Annotated in this window: 25 protein-coding genes; 3 read left to right on the forward strand and 22 right to left on the reverse strand. The window is 49.8% G+C overall.

What is annotated here, in order from left to right:
- Nucleotides 1–223 precede the first annotated feature (223 nt).
- From R1T46_RS16490 to R1T46_RS16500, 3 genes are all read right to left on the reverse strand, one after another.
- Entirely contained in the window at nucleotides 224–922 is a 699-nt protein-coding gene (locus R1T46_RS16490) for a hypothetical protein (RefSeq protein WP_213480227.1), read from the reverse strand.
- A 27-nt stretch (nucleotides 923–949) separates the two neighbouring features.
- The gene (locus R1T46_RS16495) at nucleotides 950–1,222 is read right to left on the reverse strand and encodes a hypothetical protein (RefSeq protein ID WP_317306223.1); all 273 of its coding nucleotides are present in this window, start codon (nucleotides 1,220–1,222) and stop codon (nucleotides 950–952) included.
- A gap of 99 nt (nucleotides 1,223–1,321) precedes the next feature.
- Entirely contained in the window at nucleotides 1,322–1,819 is a 498-nt protein-coding gene (locus R1T46_RS16500; RefSeq protein WP_092034174.1) for a DUF3291 domain-containing protein, read from the reverse strand.
- Between the two features lie 140 nt (nucleotides 1,820–1,959).
- Between R1T46_RS16500 and R1T46_RS16505 the strand changes: the two genes are divergently transcribed.
- The gene (locus R1T46_RS16505; RefSeq protein WP_213480222.1) at nucleotides 1,960–2,271 is read left to right on the forward strand and encodes a BrnT family toxin; all 312 of its coding nucleotides are present in this window, start codon (nucleotides 1,960–1,962) and stop codon (nucleotides 2,269–2,271) included.
- Entirely contained in the window at nucleotides 2,246–2,518 is a 273-nt protein-coding gene (locus R1T46_RS16510; protein WP_213480221.1) for a BrnA antitoxin family protein, read from the forward strand. The genes R1T46_RS16505 and R1T46_RS16510 overlap by 26 nt, the downstream gene beginning before the upstream one ends.
- A gap of 90 nt (nucleotides 2,519–2,608) precedes the next feature.
- Here R1T46_RS16510 and R1T46_RS16515 read toward each other — a convergent pair whose 3' ends face one another.
- From R1T46_RS16515 to R1T46_RS16595, 18 genes are all read right to left on the reverse strand, one after another.
- A complete protein-coding gene (locus R1T46_RS16515; protein WP_012137897.1) occupies nucleotides 2,609–2,896 on the reverse strand; it encodes a helix-turn-helix domain-containing protein in 288 nt (95 codons plus the stop codon).
- Complete coding sequence (locus tag R1T46_RS16520; RefSeq protein WP_213480223.1) at nucleotides 2,889–3,200, reverse strand: type II toxin-antitoxin system RelE/ParE family toxin; 312 nt, start codon at nucleotides 3,198–3,200, stop codon at nucleotides 2,889–2,891. Before R1T46_RS16520 ends, R1T46_RS16515 begins: the two co-directional genes overlap by 8 nt.
- A 145-nt stretch (nucleotides 3,201–3,345) precedes the next feature.
- Nucleotides 3,346–3,756, reverse strand: a complete 411-nt coding sequence (locus R1T46_RS16525) for a hypothetical protein (protein ID WP_213480196.1) — start codon at nucleotides 3,754–3,756, stop codon at nucleotides 3,346–3,348.
- Nucleotides 3,757–3,861: 105 nt separating this feature from the next.
- Nucleotides 3,862–4,158 carry a hypothetical protein gene (locus R1T46_RS16530; protein WP_041336301.1) on the reverse strand — a complete coding sequence of 99 codons (297 nt, stop codon included), beginning with the start codon at nucleotides 4,156–4,158 and terminating at the stop codon, nucleotides 3,862–3,864.
- Nucleotides 4,159–4,258: 100 nt separating this feature from the next.
- Nucleotides 4,259–4,624, reverse strand: a complete 366-nt coding sequence (locus tag R1T46_RS16535) for a hypothetical protein (RefSeq protein WP_213480195.1) — start codon at nucleotides 4,622–4,624, stop codon at nucleotides 4,259–4,261.
- Nucleotides 4,625–4,736: 112 nt separating this feature from the next.
- Nucleotides 4,737–5,147 carry a YybH family protein gene (locus tag R1T46_RS16540; protein WP_213480194.1) on the reverse strand — a complete coding sequence of 137 codons (411 nt, stop codon included), beginning with the start codon at nucleotides 5,145–5,147 and terminating at the stop codon, nucleotides 4,737–4,739.
- 211 nt (nucleotides 5,148–5,358) lie between these two features.
- The gene (locus tag R1T46_RS21650; RefSeq protein WP_368389748.1) at nucleotides 5,359–5,868 is read right to left on the reverse strand and encodes a GNAT family N-acetyltransferase; all 510 of its coding nucleotides are present in this window, start codon (nucleotides 5,866–5,868) and stop codon (nucleotides 5,359–5,361) included.
- A gap of 97 nt (nucleotides 5,869–5,965) precedes the next feature.
- Nucleotides 5,966–6,430, reverse strand: coding sequence for a hypothetical protein (locus R1T46_RS16550; RefSeq protein WP_062383255.1), 465 nt, complete (start codon nucleotides 6,428–6,430; stop codon nucleotides 5,966–5,968).
- A gap of 88 nt (nucleotides 6,431–6,518) precedes the next feature.
- The gene (locus tag R1T46_RS16555; RefSeq protein WP_213480190.1) at nucleotides 6,519–6,905 is read right to left on the reverse strand and encodes a VOC family protein; all 387 of its coding nucleotides are present in this window, start codon (nucleotides 6,903–6,905) and stop codon (nucleotides 6,519–6,521) included.
- A gap of 100 nt (nucleotides 6,906–7,005) precedes the next feature.
- Nucleotides 7,006–7,422, reverse strand: a complete 417-nt coding sequence (locus R1T46_RS16560) for a hypothetical protein (RefSeq protein WP_213480202.1) — start codon at nucleotides 7,420–7,422, stop codon at nucleotides 7,006–7,008.
- Nucleotides 7,423–7,655: 233 nt separating this feature from the next.
- A complete protein-coding gene (locus R1T46_RS16565) occupies nucleotides 7,656–7,835 on the reverse strand; it encodes a hypothetical protein (protein WP_317306233.1) in 180 nt (59 codons plus the stop codon).
- A gap of 135 nt (nucleotides 7,836–7,970) precedes the next feature.
- Complete coding sequence (locus R1T46_RS16570) at nucleotides 7,971–8,423, reverse strand: hypothetical protein (RefSeq protein ID WP_317306234.1); 453 nt, start codon at nucleotides 8,421–8,423, stop codon at nucleotides 7,971–7,973.
- Between the two features lie 123 nt (nucleotides 8,424–8,546).
- A complete protein-coding gene (locus tag R1T46_RS16575) occupies nucleotides 8,547–8,846 on the reverse strand; it encodes an antibiotic biosynthesis monooxygenase (protein ID WP_317306235.1) in 300 nt (99 codons plus the stop codon).
- Nucleotides 8,847–9,395: 549 nt separating this feature from the next.
- On the reverse strand, nucleotides 9,396–9,731 hold the full coding sequence (locus R1T46_RS16580; RefSeq protein ID WP_303292033.1) for a hypothetical protein: 336 nt from the start codon (nucleotides 9,729–9,731) through the stop codon (nucleotides 9,396–9,398).
- An 88-nt stretch (nucleotides 9,732–9,819) separates the two neighbouring features.
- Complete coding sequence (locus R1T46_RS21655; protein ID WP_410797502.1) at nucleotides 9,820–10,170, reverse strand: Imm8 family immunity protein; 351 nt, start codon at nucleotides 10,168–10,170, stop codon at nucleotides 9,820–9,822.
- A gap of 117 nt (nucleotides 10,171–10,287) precedes the next feature.
- Entirely contained in the window at nucleotides 10,288–10,662 is a 375-nt protein-coding gene (locus R1T46_RS16585) for a phosphopantetheine adenylyltransferase (RefSeq protein WP_213480180.1), read from the reverse strand.
- Between the two features lie 233 nt (nucleotides 10,663–10,895).
- Nucleotides 10,896–11,216 carry a hypothetical protein gene (locus R1T46_RS16590; protein WP_317306239.1) on the reverse strand — a complete coding sequence of 107 codons (321 nt, stop codon included), beginning with the start codon at nucleotides 11,214–11,216 and terminating at the stop codon, nucleotides 10,896–10,898.
- 6 nt (nucleotides 11,217–11,222) lie between these two features.
- A complete protein-coding gene (locus tag R1T46_RS16595; RefSeq protein ID WP_317306241.1) occupies nucleotides 11,223–11,846 on the reverse strand; it encodes a hypothetical protein in 624 nt (207 codons plus the stop codon).
- Between the two features lie 131 nt (nucleotides 11,847–11,977).
- Here R1T46_RS16595 and R1T46_RS16600 point away from each other — a divergent pair, with 131 nt between their 5' ends.
- Nucleotides 11,978–12,922 carry an IS5 family transposase gene (locus R1T46_RS16600; protein WP_041657592.1) on the forward strand — a complete coding sequence of 315 codons (945 nt, stop codon included), beginning with the start codon at nucleotides 11,978–11,980 and terminating at the stop codon, nucleotides 12,920–12,922.
- Between the two features lie 129 nt (nucleotides 12,923–13,051).
- On the opposite strand, the gene R1T46_RS16605 is transcribed toward R1T46_RS16600, so the two are convergent.
- Nucleotides 13,052–13,753: a hypothetical protein gene (locus R1T46_RS16605; protein WP_317306242.1), complete on the reverse strand. Its 702-nt coding sequence runs from the start codon at nucleotides 13,751–13,753 to the stop codon at nucleotides 13,052–13,054.
- Nucleotides 13,754–13,767: the final 14 nt, after the last annotated feature.

A 13,767-nucleotide genomic window follows, 5' to 3' on the forward strand; every position in this document is an offset into this window, starting at 1 on the left:
ACAGGCCGAGAATACCTAATCCAAAATCGTCGGCCAGCTCCGCACGAGTCGCGGCACCAGTGGAATACATTTCATAGTGGACAGCTGCTTCCCCCAATAGCTGGTAGGCGGTAATTACAACCAATACGAAAACACAGAGACTAATTAGGCATCGCTTCATCGTTTTTTCACATAACGCCAAAGCGCACCGGCGCACTTTAGTGCGTCCGAGTGCCGCGAATTGTTAACCAAAATTCGACGACACTCCTTCCGCTTCTAATACGTTGTTTATTAGGTTGAAATTAAACTGGCGAACACTGTCATTTTGCCTCAGCTGATCAATCATTTGCTGCAATGTACGTCCCTGCTTGTCGTAAGAAAGAACAGTGTTTATGGCTTTAATTTTCGGAGGAAAAGGTTCGTTTGATCGGTATCGGAGAAGGTTCGACTGGATATCTGCTAGTGGCCCTTTGGGCACAATATCCCAACAAACCACTATCATGTTTATTGCGTCATTCAACTGTTTTGCTAAAGGGTTCCATTGTCCTGTACCGCTGGCTCCGCCTCCACCTGCACTAGAACCGGTCGATACAAGAGGGTTGAATAATGGCAAAGGTCGTATTCCAGCTTTCCGCAAAAAGTCATCGGCAGCATGAGATCCACAGAAAAATGTACCCTTGTCACCATGATAAATTCGAGAAACGTATTCGAAACAGTAATAGGAGTCAGAAAGTGTTTGGTTAGTGCAGCTTACCTTTTTTTGCCCACTTATAAGTTTTACGTGAGCTACCGGCTTTATCTCATAGTTTTTTACGATATAAGCACGCCTTTCGCCACCATAACAGTCCACAAAAACCTCGATAAACAAATGCTTTAAACGAAATACTACAAAGCCCGCAGCGATATGGCCAGCGCATCGTTTTGTAGCCGGAAAATCAGGCACTGAGGAGGCGATTGTTGGCCCAACTAGTCAAAGTTTGAGCCTCTCGGAAGCTAGGATATTGATTGCCCCGTTGATTTTATCGGAATACTCCTTGGCTTCCTTCGCTGAAAATTTCTTCCTCGAGTACCACCATCCACCCGTGGGTTGCTGGATTTCGATTTCGGTGGGTTCAAGTAACGATCCCGAATACCCAACTGCGTGGACCTCAAGGGGAGTCTTGGTGCCTTCTATATCGTCGACAGCCCATATATATCCATCTTTAACCTCTAGTGAATCGTAGTACTGCTTGCTGGATGGCATGACGTAACTCCCTTCGTATTTGGCTAACGCTGAAATAAGCGGCGGCCCGACAGGGACGTCCGGTGGAGGCCGCAGGCCGGAACGAACTTAATTGATTTGTTAAGTGGCTGGACATTCACCACCCCAAGTATCGGTTGGCACACTGGCTAGTTCGCTGGGAGCAGGGAATGCTTTCTTGAATGTGAAAGCCTCCGCGGTTGGGCCATGCTCTCGCAGAATGTTCAGCTTTTGCGCTGCTTCTTCGACTGACGGAATGTGACCGGCAGGCACCCACCAAAGCACCATATATGCCTCACCCATTTTGTTGAACCACTCTTTCTTGCGGCGCATGATCTCGACGTGGGCAGACCGATAAACGTAATTGTGCAAAGCCTCGACCGAATCCCAGAGGGAAAGATTCACGATTTTATCGGAGCCGAAATAATCAATGCCGGTGGCATCACCTTCTTCGGTTTGCAGCCTCCAAACAAACCCCGGAGACTCCTCTGCCAACGCATTGATCCTGTCGAGATTCGCAACAAAATCCGAAAGCTGCGGGGAATCAATCGGAGCCAAAAGAGTGGCAATGTTGAGTTGCGCAATATGATACTTACTCACAGTTTCCTCCCTGAAAACACTTAACGCCTGCAGCACGCGCGCCCTTGGAATGCAGCCGAAGGCGCAATGTAAAGGGCGTCGCCGTGCCTGCATTGGTTAGCACTTGTTGACGCCTGCGTATATGCTGATAATATACTTTTATGATCAATTGGGCACAAGTTACTGGCTTTGACTGGGACGAAGGCAACTCCCGCAAAAACGCGGAGAAGCATGGCGTCAGCCAGTCCGAAGCGGAAGAAATTTTCTTTAACGAGCCGCTTCTGTTGCTGGAAGACTCCAAGCACAGCCAGGCTGAGGCCCGTTTTCACGCTCTTGGTGAAACAGATGATGAGAGGCTGCTCCACATAACGTTTACATTAAGGCAGGGCGGTACGCTGGTTCGGGTGATTTCCGCTCGAGACATGCACCGCAAAGAGAGGGCTGTTTATGAGCAAGCTAAAAAAGATGCCTGAGTTCAAAACTGAAGCAGAAGAGCGAGAGTTCTGGGAAACTCACGATTCCACAGACTACCTGGATTGGGGTCAGGCCAAGCAGGCATCGTTCCCGAAGCTGAAACCCTCAACCAAGACCATCTCACTCCGGTTGCCGGAAACCCTGCTTGATCGGATCAAAATCGAAGCCAACAAACGGGACATGCCCTATCAATCGCTGATCAAGGCTTGGCTTGCGGATGACGTGAACGACAGTCGTCGGACCTGAGGTGCTAACGCCCGCCATCACCGGTGACAAAACCAGAGCGAAGCGGAGGTTTTGGCATCCGGTGCATGGCCTGGTTACACCTCACTCAGGTCAGTGAAGCTGATTGAAAACTTCCGGGTGTTGCTCAGCAATGCGCAGAAGCGCAACCGCAGGCCCCTGCGGCTCGCGCCGACCCTGTTCCCAATCCTGAAGGGTTCGCACACTCACACCCATAAGACCGGCAAACGCAGATTGCGACATGTTCAACTTCAGCCTGATCACTTTAGGCGGTGAGGGCTCTGATAGCTCATGGGTTCGTAGAGCCAATTTGCCCTTCTTGAACTGCTTGATTTCATTGATGCCATCAAGAATTTCTGCCCCAAGGTTCCTGTCACCCATTTTTGATTGCCTCCGCTATCTGCTTGAGCGTATGGCCAGGAATGCTGGCGCGCTCTGATTTACTGTACAGCGTGAGCATCCATATCTCGTGGTCAGACTTCTTCCAGTAGTAAATGGCTCTGATACCACCGCTCTTTCCCGAACCCGCTGGTGCCCATCGAACTTTACGAACGCCACCTGAGCCTCTGATTAGATCCCCGGCATCCGGCTTCTGCAAAAGGTAGGTTTGAAGCCCACGATATTCCTCGTCCGTGAGGTAGTTCGGCAATAGCTTGGTGAACGTTGAGGTTTCGATGAATAGCATTACCAAAATATACGGCATTGCCGTACAAGCATCAAGACAAGATCTGTGAGGTGTAACGCTGAGCTTAGCGGCGACCTTGGAGTGGCGACGAAGGAGCCACGTAAAGGGCGTCCGGCGGCCATCGGCCGCGAACTACAGCGACTTGTTAATTGGATACTTCAATGTACCACTTCGGTTTGATACGCCCGAAATCTCTACGAGTGTTGGATTTCAGTGCTTTCTTGGAATCCAACACCTTTGCCTCGCCATACTCCCGGGTAAAAACAACCCAATGCCAAAACGGCTTGCCTCGCTCAATACGCCATTTAATAGCCATCAGCGCTTTATCTGGCAGGCTCTCCCATGATTTAAAAGGAGTTTCTTCGGAGGATGCGGAGATGCCGAATTCACGCAACAGTGCTCGAACATGCTCTGTTTCTGACCAGAGCGCTGTGTCTGCCGCATATATGCCCAGCGCGTTTGCCTTTTGCTTGGCCTCCGCATAACTGACACCGGCAAGAGCAGCACTTGCCGCAATACCGCAACCAGTTGGCTCTTCCTGGATGACAGGTTCCATAGCTTTACCAATTAACGCTGAGCTAAGCGGCGCCCTGACAAGGGCGTCCGGTGGACGGCCGCTAGGCCGGGAACAGACTTAAGCGACTGGTTATGTGGCATGCATTCACGACGCACCAAAGTTCTCCCACGGAGCGAGGAGCACCGCAATGGTGAACGGTACTGCTAAACCAACCAGGCAAACCAAAATTGCTTCCGTCAGTGAGGCATTGTCACCATTGCCAATCTCCGTTTTCGGAAAATGCCCAATGCTCAGTGCCCGACAAATGGGCCAACCAAAATACCAGGCCAAGTTCACTATAAGGTATTCCCAAGCCGCGACGACGAGCCAAACCATTGATCTTGCAGCTAAACCGAGTAATTTCAGTAGCCAGCCAATTATGCCTACGCCTATCTCTTCCATGTTCGGCTTTCCTTACACATAACGCATAGGTAACCGGCGCCGGAGCGCCAGCGGAGGGAACCAAAAGCGGTACGCTTTTGGCGTCCGGTTGACCGACTGGTTATGGCTGCTCATTCCGCCTCACGATACCGATGACCAACTTGCCGCAACCTAGCGCCAACAAAAGCATCGATAGAATCTGCACTACGCTGATGGCTATAAAGTACCACTGGTATTTGTCTTGGGCTTCTTTTTTGGCTGAAGAGAACTTTTTCAGGAAGTCATCATTTTTCATAAGACTCGAAAGCTGCTCTTTCGACATAAATTCCCAGGTTTCGAGATTCCAAGGCTCCTGACTAAGCACGCTCACGCGAATCTCTTTCTCCAACCTTTCCTGAAGAACGCTTCGACCTGTTTCCAATACAGATTCGACCAAGTTCACGAGAAAGAAAAAGACGAAAATGGTAAAACAAACTTTAAGCTTCACTCGACTTCCCTGTGGGCATAACGTCGCCAACACGCGCAGCTTTGCAGTGGAGGCAAAGCCGAAACGAAAAAGCTGTCGCGGTGCTTGGCCTTGTTATGCAACTGACACATTCTCAAGAATCCCCTATAGGTTTAGATATGTGTTGGTGCTTAATTATCCAAGAGCCATTTTCCTTTCTCAGGCAAAAAGTCGCACGGACCAAATCCTGAAACGTCCTTCCGTCTGGTAGCGTACCACCACAACGAATGAAACTGTATGCGAACGCAACGTCTTGGCTGGCAGTAATGGATAGGTTTTCAAGGTTGAAAGTAGCTTCACCCTGAGACTCCGGCTGCCACTCTTCCCAGCTACGGCGATACGATTCGGCACTCACATATTTCATGGGAGGCAGAACATCGAATATCACAAGATCGATGGCATGATTTTTCAGGATGTCATCCTGCCGGCCCTCGCGTGTCGCAGCAGCCCAGGATTCCAGCACGGTGCGAATTTCGGACTCTGTCGCGGAATTGTTACTCATCATTCATGCTCCTGGTTATGAAATATACACTCATTAGTCGAATGACCAATCGAGAATTCGACAGGTGCTGAAAAAATTTGTAGTTCTCCAATCTAATATTCGAGCGGATGCATAACGCCAATATTCAGCGGCGACCTTTACGCAGCGAAGCGGAGAAAAGGGCGTCCGGTGGAGGCCCATCAGGGCCGGAACGAACTGGAATGACTGGTTATACCTAATCCTCGGTTTTAGCCATAAATACCGCATCTTGCCCGTATGCGGATAAACCTCTCTTAATCGACTCACCTGCATGCACAACTTTGAAGCCATGACGCATCCAATACGATGACGCTCCTTGGATAGCAACCAAGAATATCCGTTTGTACCCCCTGTGCTTTGCGGAAGCTAGCACAGTGTTAAGCATGTGTTTCGCAGCGCCGACCTTACGGACGGTAGGAGTAACCGCCATATCATGGATGCACAAGCTATCCGCACTTGGAGGCACGGGATACTCAGCGCCATCCAGGTCGGGTATTTCACCGAACACCCATGGAAAAGATACAACATAGCCTACTACCAGCTCCCCCTGTACTGCCGTGAAACAAAAATCAGGGGAGGCAGAGAGCTTTGCGGAGAACGAATCTACAGATTCAAGAATGCTCTCGCTGTAGCACTCCCGCTGTATGCGAGAAACCTCCGGGAGGTCAGACTGTGACATTTTTCGGATTTTCACGTTGGCACACATCCCGACCCATTTAGGTATAAACGCCTGCGTCACGGGTGGCGAAAAGCGCAGCTTTTTGACATCCTGTGCACGCACTTGTTAGAAGTTTTTTCGCTCATTATTTACCTACTGGAATATGGTAAGTTGTAAAATACCGACCTAATTGTTCTGTTTTATGAACTTTAGTGGCCATTTTATTTAGTGCCTTGTACTCAGGCCTACTTTCGAGTAAATGAAATAGTATTTCTTTATGCCCTAACTCATTAGCCCAACACATGAGCACTTTAAAAATTGGAATGCCAAAACCCCAGAATTTTTGTGAGATAACAACAGCTAACTCAAAACCATTATCATCTGGCTGAATTCCACACCAACCAGCTAAAACCCCACCTATATAAACTGCCCGAATACGACAACCCTCTATCGCATCCACTTTAATTTTATCTCCCATCCACTCTTGAAGGCTGGCTGCATCAAAATATGGATGATCGATTAAATGTGTTCTCAGAGAATCCTCATTGACGACTGCCATGAAGTCTTCTGGATTCACTTGATTAAAACACAAAAATTCAATTTCACTCATATCTCAATACTTCTAACGCTTGCAGCATGCGCGCCTACGAAATGAAGCCGAAGGCGCAATGTAGTAGGCGTCGCCGTGCCTGCACTTGTTATGTTGCAGTTGCATATGACGACACCTCGATCAAATTATGATCTGGATCTCGGAAATAAAACGACTGAATTGGTCCTACCGCCCCCGTACGTGAAACGATACCCTCAATGATACAGACGCTCTTTTCCGAAACTCGATCGTAGGCTTCGCTGATAGGCAAATCTGTAATAAAGCATACGTCGGCTGAACCTGGCGTAGGCGAGTTAGCTTTTGGCTCAAATTCTTTACCTGATTCATGCAAATTGATCTTTTGAGCACCAAACTTCAACGCAACTCGTCCCGTACCGAAAATTTCTTGCTCCATACCTAGCACTTCCGTATAGAAGCGAACTGTATCCTCTATGCTGCGAACAGTTAGGACTATGTGGTCAAGGCGCGATATCACTGCTTAACTCTCCTCGCAACATAACGCTCTTGTTTAGCGGCGCCCTGACAAGGGCGTCCGGTGTAGGGCCGCCAGGCCCGGAACGTACTACAACTATTTGTTAAACAGCGCCACACTTTGAAGCCGCAAGATCCACCAATTTCTCGTAATAGTGAGGCTCTACCTCGTATTCGTGCGCATCTTGAATTCTCGGATCACCGTCCAGCTCTGCTATGGCCAGAAGAACCCTCAGCTCATGCCCGGCTACACGAAATGACTCAGCAGGGGCTGTTCGGCCAAAAGCTTGGTGCAACCAGACAGAGAAGCGCGCAAACAAGCTATTTTTCTCTGCCGCATGGAATCGAACTCGATTCTGCGCCACGCGGATGATTTGATCGTCAGAATATTTGAGCTGATTGGCATATCTTCGCGCATCGTCTGCCCATTTGCCCCGTGGGGGGATAGACAACCGATCCTCGCGAATAAGGTTGCGCCTGATCTCACTATCAATATTTCTATAGCTTTCCTTTGCCACCACGAACTCAATATTCCTTATTGTTTAACGCTGAGCTTAGCGGCGCCCTGACAAGGGCGTCCGGTGGACGGCCGTCAGGCCGGGAGCGTACTACAGCGACTGGTTAGCTGGGGGCATCACTGAAGCCCGGTCCGTGGCAACCAACATCGCAGCCCACACCGCTGCCCTTGCACCCAGATTCGCCGGCGCATCATTATTGGAACCACCACCAATGATGCGGTGAATGAACCTGAACATCAGAATAGCAGGTAAGCAAGGAACCCACTCTCGGCGGACAGCCCCACACGGCTAACTCCAATTTCGAAACCAGCGCCGGTGACCAATTGCGCTGCCAGCAACACGCCAATTTCTCGGGCCTTGGCAGAGCAACAAGCCTGCCGGTTTTGCTGCCAGTTTTCGGCCAAGGCCATGAGCATCCAACCACCCGAAAAGTGCAAAGCCACACCAGCTAACGCCATGCGAAGCGGCCGATTTGGAGGCGCACCCGCGCCGGAAAACCGGTCCGCTTGCGCTACTGGTTATATCAGACCTCACTCTCGTAAGGCACTACGCTACCAGCCGGTCAATAAATCCAGAGCATGCGGGAACGTAAACACCGCAAGAATCAGTGCAATAACTCCTATGTACACAACCCTATAAAATTCAAAAAGTTTCGGGTCAACATCTTTATAGATGACCTTGTACTGAACCAATACCTTATGCTTTGACATCAAGTAGACCTCTCCTCCCAATAAGGGAGGAACAACCACAGCAGCAAAATACTCTTTCTCCAGATCCACTCCCAAGAACAAGACGCTCGTAAAACATACCGCTAGGAGAAGAAACCCCGCTATGAGAAGGCCTACACGGCTTTTTACGTATGGTTTAAGAGTCTCAACATTGGTTTCAAAGTATCCAATCGAAATGCTTACGATCTCATGGCATTGCGCGCACACATACCCTCTATTCGTGGGAGAAGGCATTGTCGACCCGCACTTGGGGCACACAGAGTAGTATCCACTCATAAGATTTAACGCCGATGTTAAGCGGCGACCTTTTTGGAGCGAAGCGGAGAAAAGGGCGTCCGGTGGACGGCCGTCAGGCCGGGAACGAACTTGAACGACTGGTTACAAAGCAAGTACACCCGTTTACCCCCGCTGCTCTGCCGAAAACTGATGTTCGATGACTTCATAGTGCTGCACCGAAAGGTCGGGCTCAAGCTGATAAACCTCATCTTCCGGGTAAAGGCGCGCCTGCGAAATATCGTTGCCAGCGAACGCCTTGATCGATTCCAGGTTGTCCCAGTACGTGATGAGGGTGAGTTCAATTTCGGCCGCCAAGGAACGGCGTAAAATCTGAGCGCCGAGAAAGCCTGGTGTTGCGGACGAATCCTTGATGCCGGTTTGGTAAAGATAGCCTGTGAACCCTTCATTGTGGGCTTCAGGCACTCGGCATTTCCATTCCCTGGCGATCATCGCTATGCACTTTCCCTTGCTTTGTAACGCTGAGGTAACCGGCGCCGGAGCGCAGCGAAGGGAACCAAAAGCGGTACGCTTTTGGCGTCCGGTTGACCGCCTGGTTAATGGCCGTTCACCACCGTGGTTGAGTCTGAAATTAAAGGCCGCATGCCCTCTCCCGGACAGATTGCACCAACTCAACGAATGGCGAAAGGAACCAGAACGCAAACGCTGCCGGCCCGATTACCGTTTAAGACGGACGGCCCCACGACTGGGGCACACCATGAATACCAACACCGCTGACCATTGTGGCAACCAAACCAGACAGCGTATTTTCCGGCCTTGGCGATCATCAGAGTAAGCGGACTTTGCAACGAAAGCTGGTGCCAAGGCCTTTGCACCGGACCAGCCAAAAACTCACAAATGCCGGGCCAATAACGCCTGCATTTGCGCGCAGGAACGGAGTGTGGCCTTTTGTGCGACAGTGGCGAAGCCACGCACAAAAGGCCACACGTAGTGACTGTCCGCAAGATGCACTGGTTATACGTTTTTGTTGATGCCATAGTATTTTTTACACGTTGCCCAAAACTGCTCTTTTTTACCTTTTACATTATCGAAATAATCTTCGAAAAAGTAGTTGCGAAACCATGGAGGTGGATACGCATAAAGTTCGCCGTCCTCGCCCTTTTCACTGAGCCAAAACTTGGGCATTTCAGAGTCAATGATTTCAAATTGCTCTGGCTCATATAGGTAAGGCTCATTTTCATCACATATTACCCTAAAGGAATCACCTTCAATACCAAGGACAATATACTGTTTACCTATTGTCATATTTTGAGCTTGGTCTTCTAGGTATTTGATGAATCTTGCTTTCATTTTTTACGTATAACGCCGGCCATAAGCGGCGCCCTGACAAGGGCGTCCGGTGGAGGGCCATCGGCCCGGAACAGACTTAATGGCATTGTTAACTGGCATGAGGCACGTAACCCTCGAACTCCCATCCAAGGGTTCGGGATAATTTATTGGAAACCTCGCCCCAGTCCGAACCCGTACATTGGGTAACCAGCTTATTAACAGCTTCCTCTATACCTGACCAAGAAAACTCTGGAAGAAGTAAGTAGCCTCTCAACCACGACGGAGCGGGCAAAGATTTGACGGCAGCTGGCGTAACCACCTCGAAAGAGAAAACCTCAGCCCCTTCACTTTCAGAAGGTCCGATTTCCACCTCTATCAAGACACAACAATTTTCGGGATCGTCCGGAAGTGAACCGTAGTCCAAATCCGGGCTCATGATACTCTTGACCCGAGCGTACATTGCTGATCCTTTGCTAGTTAACGCCAGCGCACAACGGCGCCCTTGTAATGGAGGCGCAGCCGCAATGAAAAGGGCGTCCGGCGGCCATCGGCCGCGTATTGATGCGCCTTGTTAAATTTAGTTGCGACCGACGACATGGATTACCCCTGCAGCAATGAGCGCGATTATGGCGACAATGTCTGCGATGACGACCTTGCGAACGGACTCATTGCAACCGCCAACTGACCACGCAATCGCGATGAAGGACACAACGCTGACGAGGCCCGCAACAATAGCCAATGTTTGCAACGATGGCCGAAACGCCGCATACACCAAGAACAGACCGAGAAGCCCGAACAGGATAGCCCGGTGGCGCATCAGGATTTCGATATTGGGCTCTCCCAGGGAAATGCCGTATAAAGCGGCCAATCGCTCCGCGCCCAAAACTCCAGAAACGGGCAAGAGATGAATAATGCCTACGAGCACCAGTAAGCCTGTGACAACTTTCTCCATTAGTGCGTTTCCTCCCTGAATTTAACGCTGAGCTTAGCGGCGCCCTGACAAGGGCGTCCGGTGGACGGCCGTCAGGCCGGGAGCGTACTACAGCGACTGGTTAGCTGGGGGCATCACTGAAGCCCGGTCCGTGGCAACCAACATCGCAGCCCACACCGCTGCCCTTGCACCCAGATTCGCCGGCGCATCATTATTGGAACCACCACCAATGATGCGGTGAATGAACCTGAACATCAGAATAGCAGGTAAGCAAGGAACCCACTCTCGGCGGACAGCCCCACACGGCTAACTCCAATTTCGAAACCAGCGCCGGTGACCAATTGCGCTGCCAGCAACACGCCAATTTCTCGGGCCTTGGCAGAGCAACAAGCCTGCCGGTTTTGCTGCCAGTTTTCGGCCAAGGCCATGAGCATCCAACCACCCGAAAAGTGCAAAGCCACACCAGCTAACGCCCGCATTTGCGGCTTGGTTTGTAGCGCAGTGGAAAACCAGTCCGACAACATGCGATTGTTATAGGGCAACACTCGGATCTGGTTAATGTTTTTTGTGATCATTGTTTCCTAGTACTTTCCAAGCATGAAGCCCAGCGCCGCACCGGCGGCCAGCCAGCCCCATGAAAATGTGCTTTTCTGATAGAGCTTACCTAAATGCTCGCCAATCTGCTGAAGCTCTAGCCGTAAATCATTGAGTATACTGTTTTCGCCGAATTCATTAGACTCTTGATATTCACCTTTGTCGCCAAGTAGCGCTTTATGTAACTCGGCAACTTGAGTGTTTAAATACTCTAAACGTTTTTCTCGCCGCTCGTCCGCATCTTCAATTTCTTCAAATGGCAGCTCTCCTGACCAGCTATCTTTGAACCATTCAGGATGTTTAGCAGAAAGGTATTCTGCTCTAGAGTTGAAATAATTGGGGTAATCCATTGTGCTATGTTCATCTGGGGCATCCCAGCAAGCCTGTTTTAAAGCACTTCTTGTTTCTTCGCTTGTGAAAAATGAGTCATTGTAAATGGCGGAATCCAGAAATTCCTTCCCGTCTTTATCAAAACCATCAGATACATCCTCAGGTTTCGCCCACCTTAAATTGGCGTAATATCCCTTTCTGAGGGCCACATCATCGTGGCTTTTTAAATCTTTAAATTCATCGCTATAGTTCCCAATAATCTTTACAAGAGCAGTGCGCACATATGAGAAAGTCTCATCTTCTTTCTTATCGTTAGACCGCCAGCGGTCGACTACATTTAGGGAGACTCTGAATAAGTCTCAAAATCAGCGATAATATGGCCATCGCCAACCGCATAGGATTCGTTGCCACCATGGATCAGATCACTTTCTCCGAAGCTGAGTACCAGACCAAGAAGCGCAAGACGCGTCGCGAGATCTTTCTGGAACGGATGGACAAGCTGATTCCGTGGAAGCAGTTGGAGAAGAAGGTAGCCCGTTATTACCCCAAGGGTCAGAACGGTCGGCCTCCGTATCCGCTGCCTGCCATGCTTCGAGTTCACTGCATGCAGTTGTTCTATAACCTGAGCGACCCGGCGATGGAAGACGCTCTTTACGAGATCGAATCCATGCGCCACTTCGCTGGCCTGAAGCTGGACCGCTTGCCGGACGAGACCACCATTCTCAACTTCCGGCATTTCCTGGAGCAGCACGGTCTTGGCAAGGCGCTGTTTAAAGAGGTGAATAAACACTTGGAGAAGAACGGCCTGATGCTGCGTGAAGGCAGCATCGTAGATGCCACCATTATTTCTGCTCCAAGCTCCACCAAGAACAGCACTGGCAAGCGCGATCCTGAAATGCACCAGACCAGAAAGGGCAACGAATGGCACTTCGGCATGAAGATGCACATTGGTGTCGACGATACGCTTGGCCTGATTCATAGCATCGATACCACCGCTGCCAACGTGCACGACATCGTGCCCACCGACAAGCTGCTGCACGGTGAAGAGCAACGGGTCTTCGGCGATGCCGGGTACCTTGGCATTCAGAAGCGGGATGAGCATAAGCACCGTGAAAACGTCTCCTGGTTCATTGCCAAACGGCCTGGCACCCGGAAGAAGCTGGATGCTGACAAGCTGAAAGCCGAGAAAATCAAAGCCAGTGTTCGTGCCAAAGTGGAGCATCCCTTCCGGTACATTAAACAGGTCTTCGGTTATAGCAAGGTCCGCTATCGCGGTCTAGCCAAGAACAACAACCGGCTGCATTTGCTGGCCGCGTTCAGCAACCTGCTGATTGGTGAAAAATACATGCTGGCGTAGGGCCAGTGCGCCTGTTTTTCGCCAAAATGGCGGGAATCGGGCAAGAAACACACAACTAACGGGAAAATAGTGTCTGAATCTTCGATTTTTTGCCGGTTAAACCCAAGATCGGCAAATATCAGCAGTTATTCAGACCTTCCCTAGTGCCTTCATATCGTGTGGGCCATCAGGTACCAATCGATCTGAAAGATAGCTAAGGACATGTGCAGCTCTTTTATTTACAGGAAACTCCTTAAAAAGACGCCAAGCCGCTGAAAAAACCGCGTTGTATCTATACTCATCATAACCATCCATCCAAGTGCTACTATAAGGGGTGGACAACCGTTCATTTCTGGTGCTCATCGCCACCATACTTATCCATAAATTGTCATCTACATCGGAAAAGTGGCCGGATTTCTCGTAAACAGCCTCTAATATTCCAGAGGGTAAGAATTTATTACTAAGGAGTTCGTTTAGTAGCGTAACTCCATCATCGTCCGTTTCAGAGTTTTCGTTTTGCCTTTCTTCTTCTAGCAGCGCTGGAATAACGTCATCATTCAAGACCCAGCTTTCATCCAGAAATATTGGCCTAACCGACCTTCCAGATAAAGCTGCTCTTTTAATGGTTGGGTCATCTGATTTGAAGAGTGAGTAGCCAACAGAAGGAACCTCGCCATAAAGCGCAAGGCCTAAATTGATCAATTTCTCATTGCGTGACAATAGAGAATTTTCAAGTTGATCTCGCTTCTCGTCACCCAATGTGTGCTTTTCTACTACATTATCCTTAAGCCACTCAAACACATATTCCGGTGCTGCATTAACCAACTGATATTCAATTGCCCACAATTCCATTCGCATACCTTAAA

Source organism: Marinobacter salarius, from assembly GCF_032922745.1.
Classification (GTDB): Bacteria; Pseudomonadota; Gammaproteobacteria; order Pseudomonadales; family Oleiphilaceae; genus Marinobacter.

Coding starts and splice junctions, on each gene's coding strand:
- R1T46_RS16495 (WP_317306223.1), bottom strand. CDS start 1,222: ATGCCATCCAGCAAGCAGTACTACGATTCACTAGAGGTTAAAGATGGA.
- R1T46_RS16505 (WP_213480222.1), top strand. CDS start 1,960: ATGATCAATTGGGCACAAGTTACTGGCTTTGACTGGGACGAAGGCAAC.
- R1T46_RS16510 (WP_213480221.1), top strand. CDS start 2,246: ATGAGCAAGCTAAAAAAGATGCCTGAGTTCAAAACTGAAGCAGAAGAG.
- R1T46_RS16515 (WP_012137897.1), bottom strand. CDS start 2,896: ATGGGTGACAGGAACCTTGGGGCAGAAATTCTTGATGGCATCAATGAA.
- R1T46_RS16520 (WP_213480223.1), bottom strand. CDS start 3,200: ATGCTATTCATCGAAACCTCAACGTTCACCAAGCTATTGCCGAACTAC.
- R1T46_RS16525 (WP_213480196.1), bottom strand. CDS start 3,756: ATGGAACCTGTCATCCAGGAAGAGCCAACTGGTTGCGGTATTGCGGCA.
- R1T46_RS16530 (WP_041336301.1), bottom strand. CDS start 4,158: ATGGAAGAGATAGGCGTAGGCATAATTGGCTGGCTACTGAAATTACTC.
- R1T46_RS16540 (WP_213480194.1), bottom strand. CDS start 5,147: ATGATGAGTAACAATTCCGCGACAGAGTCCGAAATTCGCACCGTGCTG.
- R1T46_RS21650 (WP_368389748.1), bottom strand. CDS start 5,868: ATGTGTGCCAACGTGAAAATCCGAAAAATGTCACAGTCTGACCTCCCG.
- R1T46_RS16550 (WP_062383255.1), bottom strand. CDS start 6,430: ATGAGTGAAATTGAATTTTTGTGTTTTAATCAAGTGAATCCAGAAGAC.
- R1T46_RS16565 (WP_317306233.1), bottom strand. CDS start 7,835: ATGCTCATGGCCTTGGCCGAAAACTGGCAGCAAAACCGGCAGGCTTGT.
- R1T46_RS16570 (WP_317306234.1), bottom strand. CDS start 8,423: ATGAGTGGATACTACTCTGTGTGCCCCAAGTGCGGGTCGACAATGCCT.
- R1T46_RS16580 (WP_303292033.1), bottom strand. CDS start 9,731: ATGAAAGCAAGATTCATCAAATACCTAGAAGACCAAGCTCAAAATATG.
- R1T46_RS21655 (WP_410797502.1), bottom strand. CDS start 10,170: ATGTACGCTCGGGTCAAGAGTATCATGAGCCCGGATTTGGACTACGGT.
- R1T46_RS16585 (WP_213480180.1), bottom strand. CDS start 10,662: ATGGAGAAAGTTGTCACAGGCTTACTGGTGCTCGTAGGCATTATTCAT.
- R1T46_RS16590 (WP_317306239.1), bottom strand. CDS start 11,216: ATGATCACAAAAAACATTAACCAGATCCGAGTGTTGCCCTATAACAAT.
- R1T46_RS16600 (WP_041657592.1), top strand. CDS start 11,978: ATGGATCAGATCACTTTCTCCGAAGCTGAGTACCAGACCAAGAAGCGC.
- R1T46_RS16605 (WP_317306242.1), bottom strand. CDS start 13,753: ATGGAATTGTGGGCAATTGAATATCAGTTGGTTAATGCAGCACCGGAA.